The organism is Paenibacillus sp. FSL R7-0331 (assembly GCF_000758645.1).
In the GTDB taxonomy this organism is placed as follows: Bacteria; Bacillota; Bacilli; order Paenibacillales; family Paenibacillaceae; genus Paenibacillus_AQ; species Paenibacillus_AQ camerounensis.
This window is the reverse complement of record NZ_CP009284.1, coordinates 5,740,942-5,758,280: the sequence shown is the minus strand read 5'-3', so window position 1 is coordinate 5,758,280 and position 17,339 is coordinate 5,740,942. Positions and strand designations below refer to the sequence as shown.

Annotated in this window: 16 protein-coding genes; 12 read left to right on the top strand and 4 right to left on the bottom strand. The window is 56.0% G+C overall.

Going from position 1 to position 17,339, the window contains the following annotated elements; genetic code table 11:
- Positions 1-555: 555 nt before the first annotated feature.
- The 11 genes from R70331_RS24935 (at position 556) to R70331_RS24885 (ending at position 11,842) form a co-directional block, all read left to right on the top strand.
- The gene (locus R70331_RS24935) at positions 556-1,653 is read left to right on the top strand and encodes a CgeB family protein (protein ID WP_442950593.1); all 1,098 of its coding nucleotides are present in this window, start codon (positions 556-558) and stop codon (positions 1,651-1,653) included.
- A gap of 29 nt (positions 1,654-1,682) precedes the next feature.
- The gene (locus R70331_RS24930; RefSeq protein ID WP_081947743.1) at positions 1,683-2,816 is read left to right on the top strand and encodes a CgeB family protein; all 1,134 of its coding nucleotides are present in this window, start codon (positions 1,683-1,685) and stop codon (positions 2,814-2,816) included.
- Between the two features lie 353 nt (positions 2,817-3,169).
- A complete protein-coding gene (locus tag R70331_RS24925) occupies positions 3,170-4,645 on the top strand; it encodes a glycosyltransferase family 4 protein (RefSeq protein WP_052419210.1) in 1,476 nt (491 codons plus the stop codon).
- 199 nt (positions 4,646-4,844) lie between these two features.
- Positions 4,845-5,936, top strand: coding sequence for a non-hydrolyzing UDP-N-acetylglucosamine 2-epimerase (gene wecB / locus R70331_RS24920; RefSeq protein WP_042180271.1), 1,092 nt, complete (start codon positions 4,845-4,847; stop codon positions 5,934-5,936).
- On the top strand, positions 5,929-6,915 hold the full coding sequence (locus R70331_RS24915; protein ID WP_042180269.1) for a polysaccharide biosynthesis protein: 987 nt from the start codon (positions 5,929-5,931) through the stop codon (positions 6,913-6,915). The genes wecB and R70331_RS24915 overlap by 8 nt, the downstream gene beginning before the upstream one ends.
- Positions 6,912-7,751, top strand: coding sequence for a dTDP-4-dehydrorhamnose reductase family protein (locus tag R70331_RS24910; protein WP_042180267.1), 840 nt, complete (start codon positions 6,912-6,914; stop codon positions 7,749-7,751). Before R70331_RS24915 ends, R70331_RS24910 begins: the two co-directional genes overlap by 4 nt.
- Positions 7,748-8,716, top strand: coding sequence for an SDR family oxidoreductase (locus tag R70331_RS24905; RefSeq protein WP_042180265.1), 969 nt, complete (start codon positions 7,748-7,750; stop codon positions 8,714-8,716). The genes R70331_RS24910 and R70331_RS24905 overlap by 4 nt, the downstream gene beginning before the upstream one ends.
- Entirely contained in the window at positions 8,713-9,432 is a 720-nt protein-coding gene (locus tag R70331_RS24900) for a glycosyltransferase (protein ID WP_042180263.1), read from the top strand. The genes R70331_RS24905 and R70331_RS24900 overlap by 4 nt, the downstream gene beginning before the upstream one ends.
- 41 nt (positions 9,433-9,473) lie before the next feature.
- Entirely contained in the window at positions 9,474-10,049 is a 576-nt protein-coding gene (locus R70331_RS24895; RefSeq protein WP_042180261.1) for a class I SAM-dependent methyltransferase, read from the top strand.
- Positions 10,050-10,076: 27 nt separating this feature from the next.
- Positions 10,077-10,799 (top strand): glycosyltransferase family 2 protein, encoded by a 723-nt coding sequence (locus R70331_RS24890; protein ID WP_042180259.1) that lies wholly within the window; start codon positions 10,077-10,079, stop codon positions 10,797-10,799.
- Positions 10,796-11,842 (top strand): glycosyltransferase family 4 protein, encoded by a 1,047-nt coding sequence (locus R70331_RS24885; RefSeq protein ID WP_042180257.1) that lies wholly within the window; start codon positions 10,796-10,798, stop codon positions 11,840-11,842. Before R70331_RS24890 ends, R70331_RS24885 begins: the two co-directional genes overlap by 4 nt.
- Positions 11,843-11,922: 80 nt before the next feature.
- Here the strand turns inward: R70331_RS24885 and R70331_RS24880 are convergent, their stop codons facing one another.
- Positions 11,923-12,993, bottom strand: a complete 1,071-nt coding sequence (locus tag R70331_RS24880; RefSeq protein WP_042180254.1) for a glycosyltransferase family 4 protein — start codon at positions 12,991-12,993, stop codon at positions 11,923-11,925.
- 182 nt (positions 12,994-13,175) lie between these two features.
- Here R70331_RS24880 and R70331_RS24875 point away from each other — a divergent pair, with 182 nt between their 5' ends.
- Complete coding sequence (locus tag R70331_RS24875) at positions 13,176-14,144, top strand: YhcN/YlaJ family sporulation lipoprotein (protein WP_042180251.1); 969 nt, start codon at positions 13,176-13,178, stop codon at positions 14,142-14,144.
- A 204-nt stretch (positions 14,145-14,348) separates the two neighbouring features.
- Here the strand turns inward: R70331_RS24875 and nagA are convergent, their stop codons facing one another.
- From nagA to R70331_RS24860, 3 genes are read right to left on the bottom strand one after another with little or no spacing between them, the layout of a single operon-like run.
- Positions 14,349-15,548 carry an N-acetylglucosamine-6-phosphate deacetylase gene (gene nagA / locus R70331_RS24870; RefSeq protein ID WP_042180248.1) on the bottom strand — a complete coding sequence of 400 codons (1,200 nt, stop codon included), beginning with the start codon at positions 15,546-15,548 and terminating at the stop codon, positions 14,349-14,351.
- Entirely contained in the window at positions 15,536-16,264 is a 729-nt protein-coding gene (nagB, locus tag R70331_RS24865; RefSeq protein ID WP_042180245.1) for a glucosamine-6-phosphate deaminase, read from the bottom strand. Before nagB ends, nagA begins: the two co-directional genes overlap by 13 nt.
- On the bottom strand, positions 16,264-17,142 hold the full coding sequence (locus tag R70331_RS24860) for a MurR/RpiR family transcriptional regulator (protein WP_042180242.1): 879 nt from the start codon (positions 17,140-17,142) through the stop codon (positions 16,264-16,266). The genes nagB and R70331_RS24860 overlap by 1 nt, the downstream gene beginning before the upstream one ends.
- Positions 17,143-17,339: the final 197 nt, after the last annotated feature.

Genomic DNA, 17,339 nt, shown 5'->3' with positions numbered 1-17,339 from the left:
TACCTGACCTATACCAGGTGCTCGCGAATATTAGTTGGATTTTCGCCACCTAATTCCATCCTTTCTCATCATCTACGAACATTAGATGGAAAAATGCCACTTAAATTAGGGTGTATTCCCCTTTTAAAGCCAAATATAAAAAATTAGGTGTCTTTTTTCCGCTTAGTTACTCAGATACGTTGTTTAGCGAAGAATTAGCTGGCGAAAATCCACTTATTTTGCTTAACACAGCTCTATAAAGCGAATTTTACATGTGCCACCAAGATGATTTTATACGTTCGATCGGGCTCATTATACTTAACATTCGATGAATCATTAACTAACCTGTTTCCTGAAATAGCTCCTGTAAAGAATGCTCCGGCGGCCGTGTGGCTGTTTGGGGCTTTTTTCGCTGTGTTGGCCGCGGCGGGAGTGGAAGGAATCAGCAAAGGTGCGGGCAACCCGGGTGCTTGGCAGGGGGCATATGCCAATTTATTGCCGGGCATGGCAGATGTCCATGAGGCGGATGCTGACTCCGCATATAGTACTACTGTCTTGAGAATACAACGGGGCAGGGTGAAAGCCGTGAAAGCAAAAAAGAGAAGAACGCGTCCGCGGGATTACCGGGACGGCTATCAGGAGGGATACCGTCTCGGCTTATGTGAAGCTGTAAAACGCCTGAATTCTCCGGAGGTGGAAGCATGCCGGCCTTTCAAGCTGATGTATGTCCCGCAGGGGTTCGAAGCGATCGATACAGGAATCACAGAAGCGCTTAAGCTGCTGGTTAGTGAAGTGGTTATCAGCAGCCCGGAGTCCATGCTTGAGGTAGCCGCCCGCGAGCAGCCCGGGGCAGTGCTGGTCATGAACGGGCTGCATGTGTTTCCCGCGAACCACCTGGAGCAAATTGATGAAATCCGGAATTTGGGTATCGCTACGGCAATCTGGTTTGCGGATGATCCTTATTTTACCGAGGATACCTCAGTCATCTGCCTGCATTATGACCATGTCTTTACACATGAGCTGGGCTGTGTCGAATTCTATCGCTCGCTGGGTGCCGGCTCAGTGCATTATCTTCCTCTGTGTGTGAACCCGCAAATGTTCTATCCGCGCCGGACCGGGCCGCAGTATGACTTCGACATTGTGTTCATCGGCAACGCGTTCCGCAACCGTACCGCGCTGTTTGATGAGCTGGCCCCTTTTCTTAAGGGAAAAAAAGTGCTGATTGCCGGAGGCTTCTGGGAGCGGCTGAGCCAATTCGATGAGCTGTCGCCGTTTATCAGGAGCGGCTTCATTCCTCCCGAGGAGACGGCCAATTATTACAGCGGAGCTAAGCTGGTCATCAATATTCACCGGCCGTGGGAAGGCGGGCTGGATAACCGCAATACGTTTCAGCTGCCGTCCCGCTCCATCAATCCCCGTACCTATGAGATCAGCGCCTGCGGAACGATGCAGCTGACTGATATCCGTGAGGATCTGGGCAGCTATTACCGTCCGGGCCATGATCTGGAGACCTTTGCCTCAGCGGATGAGCTGAAACGCAAAATCGAGTATTACCTGAAGCATGAGCACGAGCGGCGGAAATTTGCGCTCCGGGGCCTGCAGACGACCTTGCGCCGGCATACCTTTACGGCCAGGCTGCCTGAGTTGTTGAATGTTCTTACTTCACAAATGTGAAATCCAAAGGGATGAAGGAGCGATTATTCATGAATAACGAATTTATCATGCCCGCGCCGCCGCTGCCACGGACACCGGCGGAGGAAGAGAAGCTGCGCGGACGCCTGACCGGCTTCAAAACAGGCTATGACGAAGGCTACCTGCGCGGACGGCTCGCCATCCTGGACGGCCGGCCGGAGGAGCCGATTCCGGTGCGTAATCTTCATGTATTGTACGTGGCTTCCGGTAAGGGTTATCCGTACTCACCGCTGGATGATGCCGTTCTGTTTGCGCTGCAAAGACTGACTGCCCAGGTGACCGTATCGGATGTGAGGCAGAACCTGGCGGAGCTTGCAGCAGTGCAGCGGCCGGATCTCGTACTGGTGCTGGACGGAATGGAGCTGCCGCTGGAGCAGATTTCCATGCTGCGGGGCAGAGGAATCAAGACGGCAATCTGGTTAACGGATGACCCGTATTACACTGACTTTACGATGAAAATCGTTGCCCACTACGATTACGTGTTCACCCTGGAGCGCAATTGCGTGGAGGTATACCGCGGGCTTGGCTGCCCTGAGGTGCATTACCTGCCGTTTGCCGCCCACCGGGAGCACTACCGTCCGACAACCGGTCGTTCGCCGATCCAGCGGGATGTCAGCTTTATCGGCTCGGCTTACTGGAACCGGATCAATTTTTTCCGTGACATTATGCCTGAGCTCATGAGCTACAACACCGTCATTAACGGGATCTGGTGGGACCGCCTGCCGGAAGCTCCGCTCTACGGGGACCGGATCGAAATCGGCAAATGGATGTCTCCACAGGAAACATCGGTAACCTATAGCGGCTCCAAAATCGTCATTAACCTGCACCGGGCTCATGTAGACGAGAAGGACAACAATAATGCGCTGCTGATCCCGGCTGCTTCGCCGAATCCGCGCACTTTTGAAATTGCCGCCGCCGGTACGCTGCAGCTGAGTGATGCCAGAGATGACATGGGAACCTTTTACAAGGTGGGTGAGGAGATCGACACGTTCTCAAGCCCCCAGGAGATGATGGATAAAATCCGTTATTACCTGACTCACGAGGAAGAACGCCGGAACATGGCTCTGCGCGCCTTCGAGCGGACATTGAAGGATCATACCTACACCAGACGCCTGCATCAGCTGCTGACTGTCATCTACGGTTAAAGGTCCTCCGCAAGCAGGACGGTCTCTTGAAAATGTGCATTTACCGGGGGACAGGTGTCGTGCCGGCATCTGTTCCCTCCCAATATACTGTGTACTGGACCTTGACGTTCGCCCTGTAGCGGATGGTATGCGGTCAAACCGCAACGGCAGCTGACAGGGGAATACAACGGAGCAAAGAGCTCCGGAGCAAGTTTTACACGAAGAAATGCTCTGCAGCTAATGCTTCGTAAAACTAAGCGTATGCTTTCGAAGCAAGTTTTACACGAAGAAATGCTCTGCAGCTCATGCTTCGTAAAACTTTGAAGGAGGTGAATGGCTGCTCGAGGCCCCTTGCCAGGGAGCGCCGATACACCATGGCCGACAAAGCTACAATCGTCCTCTTCTCCCACGTTTCCAATACCCGCAGCATCACAGGTGCAGAGAAGCTGCTGCTGTTCTTCGCCCGCGAGCTGTCCTGTTACTTCAATTGCATTCTCGTAGCACCCCAGGACGGAAAGCTGACCCAGCAGGCCCGCAGGTCCGGCCTGAATGTGCAGGTGATTCCGATTCCGCTGGTCTACGGTATGTACACTCCGTATGCCGGGCTTGAGGCGGACATCCGTAAATTTCAGGAAGGCCGGGAGTATCTGGAGCTGAAAAACTGGCTTGCCGCACTCCGGCCGGCATTCATTATTTCCAGCACCTGTGTGCATGTTCTGCCGGCGCTGGCGGCAAAGTCGCTGGGTATTCCCGTGGTATGGAAAATCTCCGAGACGATTACGGACAACGAATATACCGGAATCAGTGTGGAGCTGATCCACAGGAACAGTGATGAAATTCTGGCTATCTCCCATACAGCGGCGGCCTGCTTTCCGCAGGAAATCCGCGACAGCAAGATTACGCAGCTCCCGCCTTCCTGGAACGACCGTGAGCTGCTGATGGAGGCCTGGAGCACTCTCCGGGGCGAACGGCGCCGCGAGCTGCGGGTGAATCCCGGGGAGCTTCTGATCGGTTACATTTCTTCCTTCATTAATAAAGAAAAAGGTCTGGAGCATTTCGTCAAAATGGCAGTTCTGGTCAGCGAACAGCATCCGGAAGCGAAATATGTGGTCATCGGCACCCCAGGGGACAAAAGCTACTACGAACGCTGTGTACGTAAGGTGAAGCTGGAGGGGCTTACCTCCCGGTTCAAGTTCTACGGCTATGAGGATTCTCTCCCTTCAGCTTACTGTGCAATGGATCTGCTGGTTGTCCCCAGCCTGATCCGCGAGGGCTTTGGTATGACGGCTCTGGAAGGAATGGCCTTCGGCAAGCCGGTCGTCGCCTACGATTCCGGCGGCCTGTGTGAGGTGCTGCAGGCTGCCGGCTGCGGCGGCCTGCTCGCCCCGGCCGCAGATATCGGCGCGCTCGCTGCACGCGTAAACGGCCTGCTGGCGGAGCCGGGCCTTGCCGCCGCCATCGGCAGCCAGGCGCGCGAGCGCATCGACGCCGTCTACGGGCCGGCGGCTTACCGCGCCCGCCTGCTCGGCCTCGCGGAGCGCTGGCAGCTCCGCTACTGCCTTGCGCCGCCTGAGCCCGGCGGCGCTTCACCAGCCACGCCCGTGCCGCAGGCACCGGGCGGCGGCGAACCGGCGGCGCGTACAGCTCCGCCGCCGGCCAAGGCGCGCCGCGCAGCACGGCTGCGGCGCGCGAAGCTCCGGCGCGGCAGGCTGAGCCGCGCCAGAACCCGGGCGCGCCGCGGCAAGCGCCCGGGACGCAAGCGGCGTGCGGGCGGCAGCGCGCGCCGGAAGAGCAGCCGCGGGCGCAAGCACCGCGGCGGGAAGGCCCGGCGGCGGGGGCGCAGCCGCTAGGCCTTGGCCTTAGGCGAGGCGCTGTGCTACTCGCCGGCCTTGCCTTAGGCGAGGCGCAGAGCTACTCGCCGGCCTTGCCTTAGGCGAGACGCTAAGCTACTCGCCAGCCTTGCCTTTTGGCGAGGCGCTGCGCCACTCGCCAGCCATCAATACCCCCTGCCCATAGCGAGGCAGGGGCAACCCCAAAGGGAGTGAACCCATGAAGATCATGACCATTTTGGGCACACGGCCCGAGATTATCCGCCTCAGCGTGATCATTCCGCTGCTGGATAAGCACGCGGAACGGCATGTGCTGGTGCATACCGGCCAGAATTTCACGGCCAGCCTCAGCGGAGTGTTCTTCGCAGAGCTTGGACTGCGGGCACCGGATTATGTGCTGCAGGATAAGCAGGCGGGACTGGGCGGCCAGATGGCCGCCATGTTCGGCAGCCTGGAAGGTATCCTGCTGAAGGAGCAGCCGGACCGGGTGCTGCTGCTGGGCGATACGAACAGCGCGCTATGCGCTATTCTCGCCGAGCGGATGGGCATTCCGGTTGTGCATATGGAGGCGGGCAACCGCTGCTATGACCTGAAAGTGCCCGAAGAGAAAAACCGCCGTGTCATCGACGCGGTTTCGACCATTAATATGCCATATACGCAGCAGAGCAAACGCCATCTGGTCAGCGAGGGTTTTCCGAGCCAGCGTATTGTGCTTACCGGCAACCCGATTCATGAAGTGATTACACACTACCAGGCGCAGATCGGCAGCAGCGATATTTTATCCCGGCTTACGCTAACCTCAGGGCAATACTTTCTTGTTACTGCGCACCGGGCGGAGAATGTGGATGATCCTGATGCGCTGGTACAGATCATGTCAGGGCTTAATCTGGTCGCTGAGCAGTTTGGCCTCCGCCTGATCTGCAGTATCCATCCGCGTACCCGCTCCAAGCTGACAGAGCAGTTCGCACTTGAGATGAACCCGCTGGTGGAATTCCATGAGCCCTTCGGATTTTTTGATTTCGTTCATCTGGAGCAGCACGCCTTCTGTGCGATTACCGACAGCGGAACTGTCCAGGAGGAGTGCTGCCTGATGGGAGTGCCGACCGTAACGATCCGCCGGACAACAGAACGTCCGGAGACGGTGGATTGCGGAAGCAATGTAGTGTCGGGAGTGGAGCAGAACAGCATTCTGCGCAGTGTCCGGCTGATGACGTCACTGAGTCCGAAATGGGAGGCACCGGAAGGCTATCTGACTCCGGATGTCTCGGCTAAAGTAGTTAAATTTTTGCTTGGAGGGAACCTGCATGTTTAATAATAAACGGATTATGGTCACCGGCGGCACCGGTTCCTGGGGGCATGAGCTTATCCGGCAGCTGCTGCCGCAAAATCCCAAGGAGATCATCGTCTTCTCCCGCAGCGAGTCTGCACAGGTGGCAATGAGCCGCGAATATGAAGATAACCGCCTTAGCTTCGTCATCGGGGATATCCGTGATAAGGAAGCGCTGATTGCCGCCTGCCGCGGGGTAGATTATGTGTTCCACCTGGCTGCGCTGAAGCATGTGCCGGTCTGTGAGGATCAGCCGTATGAAGCACTAAAGACCAATGTAGTCGGTACCCAGAACGTCATCGAAGCAGCCATCGCCAATAACGTGGAAAAAGCAATCTACATCTCCACCGACAAAGCGGCGAATCCCTCCAACTTCTACGGAATGACCAAAGCCATCGGCGAAAAGCTGTTCGTCTACGCCAATCTGCTTGGCTCCCGCACCCGGTTCGTAACGGTGCGCGGCGGCAATGTGCTTGGAACAAACGGCAGCGTTGTGCACCTGTTCATGAAGCAGATCAGAGATAAGGGCCAGGTTCGCATTACCGATATGAATATGACCCGCTTCTTCTTCACACTCCGCGATGCGATTACCCTGCTGTTCAAAGCCTCTGAAGTGAGCCTCGGCGGTGAAATCTTCGTCATGACCATGCCGACCTGCCGGATAGTTGATCTGGCGGAGGTGCTGATCGAAGCCTCAGGCAGAAGCGATGTCAGTGTGATCGAAGCAGGCATCCGTCCCGGAGAAAAAATCCATGAAATCCTGATGAGTGATTTCGAGAGCCTGACCACCGTTGTCTACGATGAGCAGTATCTGGTTATTCTCCCGACGCTGGATATGCCAGAGCTGAAAGACCACTACAAGAGCTACCCGCATGTGTCGTTCAACAGCTTCAGCTCGGAGAACAACCTGATGGATCAGGAGGAGATCAAGAGCATCCTGATCCGGGGAGGGTTCCTGCAATGAAGCTGCTTATCCTCGGCGGAAACGGTATGGCGGGTCATATGCTGGCGGCGTATTTTCGCCGCCAGGGTACACATCATGTCTTCCATACAACCCGGGATAAGAGTGATCTTGGCGGGCTGTATGCCGATGCCGACGACATTGCCGGCGTTGAGAAGCTGGTAGAAATCGTATCGCCCCATTGCATTATTAATGCAATGGGTGTCCTTAATCATTTTGCCGAGCGTGACCGGGTTACCGCCTATCATGTGAACGGTTTTCTGCCGCACCGGCTGCGCCGTGCTGCGGATAGCGCCGGGGCCCGCCTGATCCATATCAGCACGGACTGCGTATTCGAAGGAACGCGCGGTGCTTATACGGAAGAGGATGCTGCCGACGGCACCTCAGTCTATGCCATTACCAAAAGTCTCGGTGAAGTCCGTGCACCCGGCCATTTAACCATCCGCACCTCAATCATCGGGCCTGAGATCCGCGCCGGCGGTATCGGCCTGATGGAATGGTTTCTGGCCCAAAAGGGGCCGGTCTCCGGCTATAAGCGGGTGATGTGGAACGGGGTTACCACACTGGAGCTGGCCAAAGCGGTAGAGCAAATGCTGGATTCACCGGTGTCCGGCCTGATTCATCTGGCCCATCCGCAGCCGCTCAGCAAATACGAGCTGCTGCGCCATATGCAGCAAGCCTTTGATAAAAACGATGTTGAGATTATTCCTGAATCCGCTCATGTCCAGGACCGCACACTTGTAAGTACAAGAGCCGATATTCATTTCGATTTGCCGGCATATTCTGTAATGCTCAGGGAACTGGCTGACTGGATGAACCAGTCAGCGATGTACACATGAAGGCGCGGAGGCTGCTGATTACCGGAGCTGCGGGCTTTACCGGAGCGCATGCTGTCCGTTACTTTCATGCCGCCGGAGCTGAGGTGGCCGCTGTGGTGCGCCGCCCGGCGGCAGCCTCCCCGTGGCCGGAAGGGGTAAGGCAGTTCACATGTGATCTGAGCGACCGCCAGGCTGTGGCCGCCATGGTAGCCGAAGCAGAGCCGGATGAAGTGCTGCATCTGGCCGGCCGCAACTCCGTGCCGGAGTCGTGGCGTGATCCGCTGCTCTATATGGAGACTAACGTGATGGCGACGCTGTATCTGCTGGAAGCGCTCCGTACCCGGCCGGCTGGCCGGATTCTGGTTGCCGGCTCCCGGCTGAAATACCGGCCAGGAGCCGCCTCGGGGCCGCCTCATCCCTACAGTCTCAGCAAAACGCTGGAGGAGCTGGTATCTCTCGCCTGGGGTACCTTGTTCAAGCAGCCGGTGCTGATGGCAGAGCCCTGTAACCTGATCGGTCCCGGACCCTCCACCGGCTTCTGCTCCCTGCTGGCACAGCATATTGTGCGCAGCGAGGCGGCAGCAGACGGGGGAACTGAAGCACCGCCGGTGTTCCGGCTGTCATCAAGACATGCGCTGCGTGACTTCCTGGATGTGCGGGATGCCGTACGGGCTTATGATTATATTCTGCAGCACGGTACGGAGGGGAATATCTACCGGATCGACTCGGGGACACAGCGGACACTTGGGGATATTTCGGGGAAGCTGCTGGTCCATGCCCGGGCTCCGGTTCCAATGGACTGGGGGCCGGAAGCTCCGGAGGAAGTGCAGGCCATCCCCGGGGGCCATGCCGGCGGCGCAGATACCGGCAGCGGACCGGAAGTGAATGCTGCCGCACTCGGCTGGAAACCGGAACTCAGCCTTGAGCAGTCACTGCAAGAGATTGTGGATTATTGCCGCTCCGGCAGGGAAGGAAGGTTGTCATGAATCGTCCGAAGGTTTCGGTCATTATCCCGTTCTATAATTGCCCTTATATTGAGCAGGCGCTGCAAAGCGCCTTATCCCAATCCTGGCAGCCCTATGAGATTATCGTAGTTGATGATGGTTCTTACGTTCATACGGACCGGCTTGCCCCTTACCGGCATAAAATTCATTATCTGGGCAAAGCCAACGGGGGAACCGCCACTGCCTTGAATCATGCCATTCTCCATGCAACGGGAGACTACGTCGCCTGGCTCAGCTCAGATGATATGTTCTACCATGACAAGATCAACAATCAGGTACTGTTCATGGAGCAGAATGGCCTGCTGATCAGCTATACCAATTTCCACTATATCAACGGGGAATCCCATTTGACGGAGATGAACGCTTCTCCGGTGTTCCCGAACCAGCTGGAATATCTGCGCTGCTTCCTGCACGGCAACCCCATTAACGGCTGCACCGTAATGTTCAGGCGTGATGTGTTCGGAGCAATCGGCTTGTTCAACGAATCCCTGCCGTATACACATGACTACGACCTGTGGTACAGGGCTATCCTGAGCGGTTATCCGCCGGTCATGCTGAACCAGTCTTTAACAGCCTACCGGCGGCACAGCGGGATGGGAACCCTGAAGCATTATGATGTCATCATGGCAGAGGCTGCAGCAACCAATGCCCGTTACAACGGGATGCTGCGCGGGCTGATTGCCTCCATGGGCGGCTGAGCCGTGCAGCGGCTGTAAGATCATTTTTGGGGGAGAAGCCTATGTACCGGGAAATTCAAGTGATTGACTTTCTGCCGGTCCTGCTGGAGCAGCTGAAATTTTCCGACAGTATTCTGGATGTCGGCTGCGGGACCGGTGCGCTGCTCGAGCGTTATGAGGCTGCTGTAGTGGTTGGGCTGGATATTCACAGGCCCTATCTGCTGCACCGCAAATATACTTCACCCCACATCATCCCGATTCATGCCAACGCCAGCCATATCGATAAGCTGTTTCTGCCGAACACATTCTCGGCTGTTACGCTGATCGATTCGCTGGAGCATTTTTCGGTGGATGAGGGCAAGGAGCTGCTGAGAAAAGCGGAGCTGATTGCTGCCAGCCGTGTAGTGGTGTTTACGCCGCGCGGATTTTTTCCACAGGAGGGAACGGACCATTTTCACCTGCAGGGGGAGTATTATCAGAGGCATTGGAGCGGCTGGGAGCCGGAGGACTTCATGAAGCTCGGCTATTCGGTAACGGTGCTGAAGGGCTTTCACCATGCCGAGAACCCGGCCTTCCGTGAAGCCTTCGGTCCGGATCACGCGCCGCTTGATGCACTGCTCGCCTGCAAAACGGTCTAAACCATACTTCGGAAAGGAGGTGAGCGCATGAATCAGAGCCCCAAGGTTTCAGTAGTGATTCCGTTGTACAATTGTCCGTACGTAGACCAGGCGGTGGAAAGCGTGCTGGCCCAGAGCTATCCCGATATCGAGCTTATTGTTGTTGATGACGGATCAACCCTGTATACCGAGAAGCTTGCCCCTTACAGGGATAGAATCCTGTATATACGCAAACAGAACGGCGGCACCGGCTCGGCGCTCAATATGGGAATCAAGGCGGCCAGCGGTAACTATTTTGCCTGGTTAAGCGCGGATGACCGGTTTCATCCCCACAAAATCCAGCGGCAGATGCAGGAGCTGCGGCGCACAGGGACTCTTTTTAATCATACTGCTTATTATTACATCAATGAACGGGGAGAACGGGTATCTGAGGTGATCAGTGTTCCGTTTGCAGACAGGCGTGAGCTGATTGCCACCATGATGACAGGCTGTCCGGTTAACGGCAGTACGGTTCTGCTCGATATGGGGATTTTCCGTACGGTCGGTATCTTTGAGGAGAGCTTTCTCTATACCCAGGATTATGACCTGTGGCTGCGGATTCTGCCGCAATTTAGCTGGTCTTATATTGAGGAGCCGCTGCTGGATTACCGTGTACATCAGGGAATGGGCTCGGTTATACACAACGAAGCGCAGACCCGGGAGATTCAGATGGTACAGGCCAAGCATAACGGGGTTCTTACCCAGCTGCTTCGAAAGGAGGGAGGGCCATGAGGCTCATATTTCCGGTTCTGACCCTGTCCAGGGGAGGCGCGCAGCGGATGCTGGCCGAACTGGCCAACCGCCTCAGCGCTACAGGCCATGATGTGATTGTTCTGATGCCTGCCGGAGGCACAGTCGAATATGAGATGCACTGCCGGGTGCTCCACTCACAGGACACTACCCTGACAGAGCATGATTATCCATACGGGGATATTATTGTTTCCAACTACTATACAACTGTGCAGTCCGCCCAGCGGGCGAGTGAGCAGGGAAAAGGAATCCATGTCAGGCTTGCTCTTTGCTATGAACCGACCTTTTTGCCCGACAACAATCAGTCTTTCGCCTCATACAGCGTTACCCGGAACCTGATGGTGCTGTCGCGCTGGCAGCAGGAGATTGTGCGGATCAACCACGGCATTAAAGGGAGAATTGTACCTGTTGGGGTGAACGGGGATTTTCATAATATGCACATGCGTGAGGTGCCGGACAGGAGCCTGGTGGTATCCGCGATTTTGCGCAAGCCGGAGGGGGGCTTCTCCGGACACCGGGAGCAGGAATATTTGCTGCAGGAGCTTAATACGGTCAAAGAGCTTCATCCCGAAGTCCAGATCTATCTGATTACACCGCCGGGTGAATATGCCGATTCTAATTTCCTCAAGGCTATTCTGGCCGACAACCGCTACCATACGCGTACGCCTTCCAATGATATAGAGCTGTGCTACCACTATAATGAAAGCGACATTTTTGTCAGCTCCAGCACGTTCGATACGGGCTCTCTGCCCGGCCTTGAAGCGATGCGCTGCGGGGCGGCGCTGGCTACGGTCTATTCGGGAGGAAATCTGGAGTACGGTGTGCACGGGCATAACTGCCTGATGTCCTACCGGTTCGAGAACAGGCTGGCCCAGGATATCCTCATGCTGATCCGGGATAAAGAACTGAGAGAGCGTCTTGCCCGTAAAGGGGAGAATGATTCATGGAAGTTCACCTGGGAGAAAAGCATGCAGATATTTCAGGCGGAGCTGTTTGAAATTGTATCCAGGCAGGGCGGAGCATAGGCAACCGTTCATCAAAAGAACCTTCAGCTCCGGTAGCGGCACCGGAAGGCCTGAAGGTTCTTTTGGCTGGCCGACAGCAGCTAGAAAATGGAGAAGGAGTTCAGCATTTCACGGAACGACTGGGCATAACGCTCTGAGCCGAAGCGGTCCACCATATGATTTCTGCCCTGAATGCGGATGCTGTCCCGCAGCTCGATATTGTTCATCAGCTCCAGGCCTTCCTGTACAGCAACTCCGATATTGCCCAGCGGATAGAACTTGCCGGAGTAATTATGGACGATAAAGGAACGGACACCGTCAGAATCGGTGCTAAGTACAGGACAGGTGCAGCAGATGGCTTCGGCCACGGCATAACCGAATCCTTCGGTTATCGATGTGGACAGCAGAAATCCTCCGGAGGCGGCAATGGAAGAGAAGTATACCGGCATAACATGGTTAGGGATATTGCTGAAAGCGATCAGACGGTCGTTCAGCCCCAGCCGTTGCAGCTCCTCATTAAAAAGCTGTGTCTGCTCTTCGGAAGCTAGCCCCGGATCATGGAACATCCAGAGATGCAGATCAGGCTTGTATGCGCGGATCTCCTTGGCAATCTGCAGATATTCCCGCCAGTTCTTGTTATTCTCCAGCCGCCCTACCCAGGCAATGACCGGGTCATGGGGCTTCTCGCCGGGAATAAAGCGGAAAGACTGAATATCTACGATGTTGGGAATAATGTACCGGTGCAGCCAGGGGCAGATGGTAATGAACAGTTCCAGCAGATGGTCGGTGGGCGGAATGAGTACGGCATTGCAGTAAGAACGCAGATAAGGCACAGCCTCTATAATCATATCCTTTGCATCTTCACGCCTGCCAAGCCCTTGGGATTCGTAGATCAGGATACCTCCGTAGCCCAGCCGGCGCAGACGCTCCATCAGCAGATAGTCAGAGGTTACAATAATAGCATCATAACGCTCAGCCTCGAGCAGTGAACGGATTTCTTCATCCCCTGAAGCGATGAATACCGGAAAATTGATCTGGTTCTGTTGGGAGGAACCCTTCATGAGATATAACACATGGCACTGGATACCTTCACGCTGCAGACTATCACATCTTAGCCTGTTCAGAGTCTCCACTCCGCCGCTGGGTACATAAAACGTAAATAAAACCTTCATGCTCAACCCTCCTGAGTTCACCTTGCGGAGCCCTACTGTCTACAGGATACGCGAAGCTCTCCCGGCATGTGACTGCTTGAGGGCAGCGTGTGCCAAATCCTTTCAGAATAGTGCTGTCTGCAGCAGGCTATGCTAAGCCGTGTATCTGCAATCATCACATTCTAGAGATGGAGGATGAGAACATGTTGCGATCAAAGGTCAGCACATCGGTAGTCCAGGCAGCCCTGCTGCTGGGAATGGTCAGCCTTACCGGCTGCGGAAGTAATCATTCGGCGGACAATAATACCGTGCATACGAACAGTGCCGGGGGGAATAACGGCGGCCGTATTCAGACGAATGCGGTAAGGGGCAACACTTATGACAAAATGGAGATGAGCCAGGAGCTTGCCAAGCGGGTCTCAGACATGCCGGAGGTCAGCTCCGCCAACGTCATGCTGGCCGGGAAAAGCGCCTATGTAGCCGTCAAGCTCGATGAGACCAACGGGAAGCCGCGCGATCTCAGCACTCATCATTATCGTTCATACAGCTATGATGTCGGTAATCTTACCAGCCTTCTGCCCCGTTCCGGCGGGAATATGAGGGGTGGAGCAGGCGGTATGGATGCAGGGAATATGACCGGAAGAACAGGCGGTATGGATAGTGGCGCCGGGGTAACCGGGCGTGGCAGCGCAGCGGGAACACCGGGGGTTACAGGTATGGGCGGCTCCATGGCCGGAGTTCCTGCTGATCTGACCGGTACAGGCACAACCGGGGGAACCGGCGTAGCCAATCCGCAGGGGTATACGGACGCCGGTATGACCGGCGGCAACGGGGCATTGTTCGGCAGCAATTACACGGATGGAACGCGGATGAAGCGTGACATTGACGACAGCCTGGGCAGCGGGATCGGTATCCGCAGCGTGGCTCCGGACAACAATTACCGGATGAGCGGCAATGAGGATGTGACCAAGGACATGAAGGACAGAATCGCCTCCGTGGTCAAAAAGCATAATCCGGCCATTAAAAATGTCTACGTCTCGGCCAATCCGGATTTTGTGGAACGGGCGAATTATTATGCCGAAGAGGCACGTGCAGGCCATCCGCTGAAGGGCTTTGCGAAGGAATTCGGCACGATGGTGGAGCGGATTTTCCCGGCACACAGCGGGTACTAAGGCTGCTGCAGCAGTGGAAAGTTACTGCAGTAGTAAATTGTCAGGCTCAGGTGTTATCTTATAGAACGCCTGCTCACAAATCTTCAAAAAAAACAAGAGCAGCGGTTCCCCGGTCCAATCCGGGTAAACCGCTGCTCTTGTTTTTATTTATATCTATAGAAGCGCTCGGCTCTGTGCCGAAGGCATATAAGGTTATACCGTTCTTTACCCGGCAGTAATCTCCCGGCCGCCGATCCATACGCCGCGCAGATGAAGCTGATCATCCAGCAGCAGGATATCGCCGCGTTTGCCGGCTTCAAGCGAGCCGATGGTCCGCTGCATGCCGAGCGAGACGGCCGGCGTAAGGCTGGCTGCCCGGGAAGCCTCCTCCAGGCTTAGCCCAACCTCCTGAACCAGATAACGGAAGCCGCGGATCATGGTCAGTGTGCTTCCTGCCAGCGCTTCGGGATGCTCCTTCAGGGTAGCTACGCCGCCGCTCACCATTACAGGCAGATCACCGATGGTGTATTCCCCGTCATCCAGCCCGGTTGCCGACATTGCGTCAGTGATCAGCAGCAGATTGTCTTCGTTCTTGAGCCGGGCAATAATCTGGATCGCCGCAGGGTGGACATGAATTCCGTCAGCAATGATCTCTGCACGAATCCGCCCGTCGTACATTACAGCGCCGGCTGTACCGGGCTTGCGGTGATGCAGCGGTGTCATTGCGTTGTACATATGCACCGCCTGATTCAGTCCGGCATCTGCCGCGGCGATGACCTCCTCAAAGGTAGCATTCGTATGCCCCAGGGCAGCTGTAATCCCGTGCCTGCGGAGCCAGAGAATGGCTTCAAGCGCCCCTTCACGTTCCGGCGCGAGCGTCACCTGGCGGATCAGCCCGGGATACTGCGCCTCCCAGGCTTCCAGCCAGTCGATATTGGCCGGAACAATATGCTCCGGATTCTGAGCGCCAGGCCATTTCTGGCTGATGAAAGGTCCCTCCAGATGGACCCCGGCCAGCTGAGCATACGGCATCCCCGCTGAACGGTAGCTGTTTACCTCTGCCAGCACCCGGTCAATATCCGGTTTGGAGGCGGTCATGGTCGTTGCCAGCATCGTTGTTGTTCCCTGCGCGGCATGGAAGCGGGTAATGGCATCCAGAGCGCCGCTGTTGCTGTACATGAAGTCATGGCCGGCGCCGCCGTGGACATGCACATCGACGAACCCCGGAATCAGCAGGCTGCCTGGCTCTCCGCCGCTTGCGGGCCAGCTGCTGTAGGCAGCCGGCAGCCAGGCGGCTTCGCCTGCGTAATGAATAGCCTCAGGGGAGACCGCGATTACGCCTTGTTCAATCAGTCCGGACGGTGTCAGCACCTTGCCGTAGAGCAGCTGTCCTGGGACAGCTGCTGCAGTTGTTATTTCAGCCATTTGGCAGCTCCTTCGTCCAGCAGCACGACTACATTGGGATGGCTCTGCAGCAGCGAGGCCGGACACTGGGTCGTAATTGGACCTTCCAGTGCATTGCGGACCGCCTCCGCCTTCTCTTCACCGCGCACCAGCAGCACGATCTGCCGGGCTTTGAGGATGCCGCCGATGCCCATGGTTACCGCCTGGCGGGGTACATCCTCCAGCTTGTCAAAGAAGCGGGCGTTGGCCTCACGGGTTTCATCCAGCAGATCCACCACATGTGTGCCGCTGCTGAGGCTGGCATCCGGCTCGTTAAAGCCGATATGCCCGTTGCTGCCGATGCCGAGGATCTGCAGGTCAACCGGTCCGTTATCCTCCAGCATCCGGTCATAGGCCAGGCACTCCGCTGCCGGATCAGGCGCATTGCCGTTAGGGACATGGGTGCGGGCGAGGTCAATATCGACATGATTGAACAAATGCTCGTTCATGAAGCTGCGGTAGCTCTGGGGATGGTCCTCCGGCAAGCCGACATATTCATCCAGATTATAAGAGGAGGCTTTGGCAAAGCTGACCAGCCCTTTGCGGTGCAGCTCGACCAGTCTGGCGTAGACAGGGACCGGAGAGCTGCCGGTGGCAAGTCCGAGCACGGCTCTTGGATTGCTCTGCAGCAGGCTGACGATCAGGTTGGCGCCCGTTTCCGCGAAATCTTCCTGGCTCTTGAATGTAAGTATGTTCATTAGGATTGACCTCCCCGTTTATTACGGTAATGTTGGACGTTCAGATAAGACTGCTCCAGCTTGGGGATAAAGTCCCCGAAGCGGGTACTGACCATGCCGGTGAACAGAATATCAATGATGTGCAGCTGCGCGATCCGGGAAGCCATATCGCCCCGGCGCATGCCCTGCTCCAGCGAGGAGGAGAACAAAGGGATGTCGGCCAGTGTAGCCAACGTGCTGCTGCCGTATGACGTAAGGGATATAGTGGAGGCGCCGCTGTGCTTCGCACAGCCAAGGGCGTCAATCGTCTCCGGCGTCTCACCCGAATAGGAAATGGCAAAAGCCACATCACCCTTGGCAAGCGAGGAAGCCGAAGTAATCTGCATATGTGAATCGGCAAAAGCCGTACAGTTCACACCAATGCGCACCAGCTTCTGATAGAAATCCTGCGCAACAATCGACGAGGTGGCCATCCCGTACAGATCTACCCGGCGGGCGTTGCATAATAAGGCTATAACGCTCTGCAGCCGCTCCAGATCAAGCAGTGACGTTGTATCGCGGATAGAGGCCAGATGATTAGCCTGCATCGCCTCAACGATGAGAGAGAGAGGGTTCCCGGCCACGATATCCTGGTAGGAGGAGCCGCCATCCTGCGGCCCGGCATCACTGTGGGCAATTTCTGCGGCCAGCTTAACTTTGAAATCGGGAAAGCCCTTGAAGTGGAGTACCTTGCAAAAACGCGTAACCGTAGCCGGGCTAACGCCGCACTGCTCAGCCAGCTCTGTAATACCCATATGGACCACTTCTCCGGGGGAGGCGAGAATACGCTCAGCCAGCCTGCGCTCCATCTGGGAGAAGCTTGCCTGCTCATGCTCCAGGGCATGCAGGATAGGAGACATTGCTCCACCTTCTTTTCTTTTTATCTACTGAAATTATTTTTAGTATTTACCTACTAATATAAGAAAATTATTTTCATCATTAGCATAAAACAATTTGCTGCGGGATGCAAGCCGGTTTTTTAACCCGGATTTAAGGTGGCTTACATCCATGCGGCAGCCTATTTTTTCACCTTCAAGTGCAACCGAATACGGCAGGA

Bases quoted from the DNA above. Each gene is read 5' to 3' on its own strand.
- R70331_RS24930 (WP_081947743.1), top strand. From the start codon at position 1,683: ATGAATAACGAATTTATCATGCCCGCGCCGCCGCTGCCACGGACACCG.
- nagB (WP_042180245.1), bottom strand. From the start codon at position 16,264: ATGAACATACTTACATTCAAGAGCCAGGAAGATTTCGCGGAAACGGGC.
- R70331_RS24895 (WP_042180261.1), top strand. From the start codon at position 9,474: ATGTACCGGGAAATTCAAGTGATTGACTTTCTGCCGGTCCTGCTGGAG.
- nagA (WP_042180248.1), bottom strand. From the start codon at position 15,548: ATGGCTGAAATAACAACTGCAGCAGCTGTCCCAGGACAGCTGCTCTAC.
- R70331_RS24875 (WP_042180251.1), top strand. From the start codon at position 13,176: ATGTTGCGATCAAAGGTCAGCACATCGGTAGTCCAGGCAGCCCTGCTG.
- R70331_RS24885 (WP_042180257.1), top strand. From the start codon at position 10,796: ATGAGGCTCATATTTCCGGTTCTGACCCTGTCCAGGGGAGGCGCGCAG.
- wecB (WP_042180271.1), top strand. From the start codon at position 4,845: ATGAAGATCATGACCATTTTGGGCACACGGCCCGAGATTATCCGCCTC.
- R70331_RS24860 (WP_042180242.1), bottom strand. From the start codon at position 17,142: ATGTCTCCTATCCTGCATGCCCTGGAGCATGAGCAGGCAAGCTTCTCC.
- R70331_RS24910 (WP_042180267.1), top strand. From the start codon at position 6,912: ATGAAGCTGCTTATCCTCGGCGGAAACGGTATGGCGGGTCATATGCTG.
- R70331_RS24915 (WP_042180269.1), top strand. From the start codon at position 5,929: ATGTTTAATAATAAACGGATTATGGTCACCGGCGGCACCGGTTCCTGG.
- R70331_RS24900 (WP_042180263.1), top strand. From the start codon at position 8,713: ATGAATCGTCCGAAGGTTTCGGTCATTATCCCGTTCTATAATTGCCCT.
- R70331_RS24905 (WP_042180265.1), top strand. From the start codon at position 7,748: ATGAAGGCGCGGAGGCTGCTGATTACCGGAGCTGCGGGCTTTACCGGA.
- R70331_RS24890 (WP_042180259.1), top strand. From the start codon at position 10,077: ATGAATCAGAGCCCCAAGGTTTCAGTAGTGATTCCGTTGTACAATTGT.
- R70331_RS24880 (WP_042180254.1), bottom strand. From the start codon at position 12,993: ATGAAGGTTTTATTTACGTTTTATGTACCCAGCGGCGGAGTGGAGACT.
- R70331_RS24925 (WP_052419210.1), top strand. From the start codon at position 3,170: ATGGCCGACAAAGCTACAATCGTCCTCTTCTCCCACGTTTCCAATACC.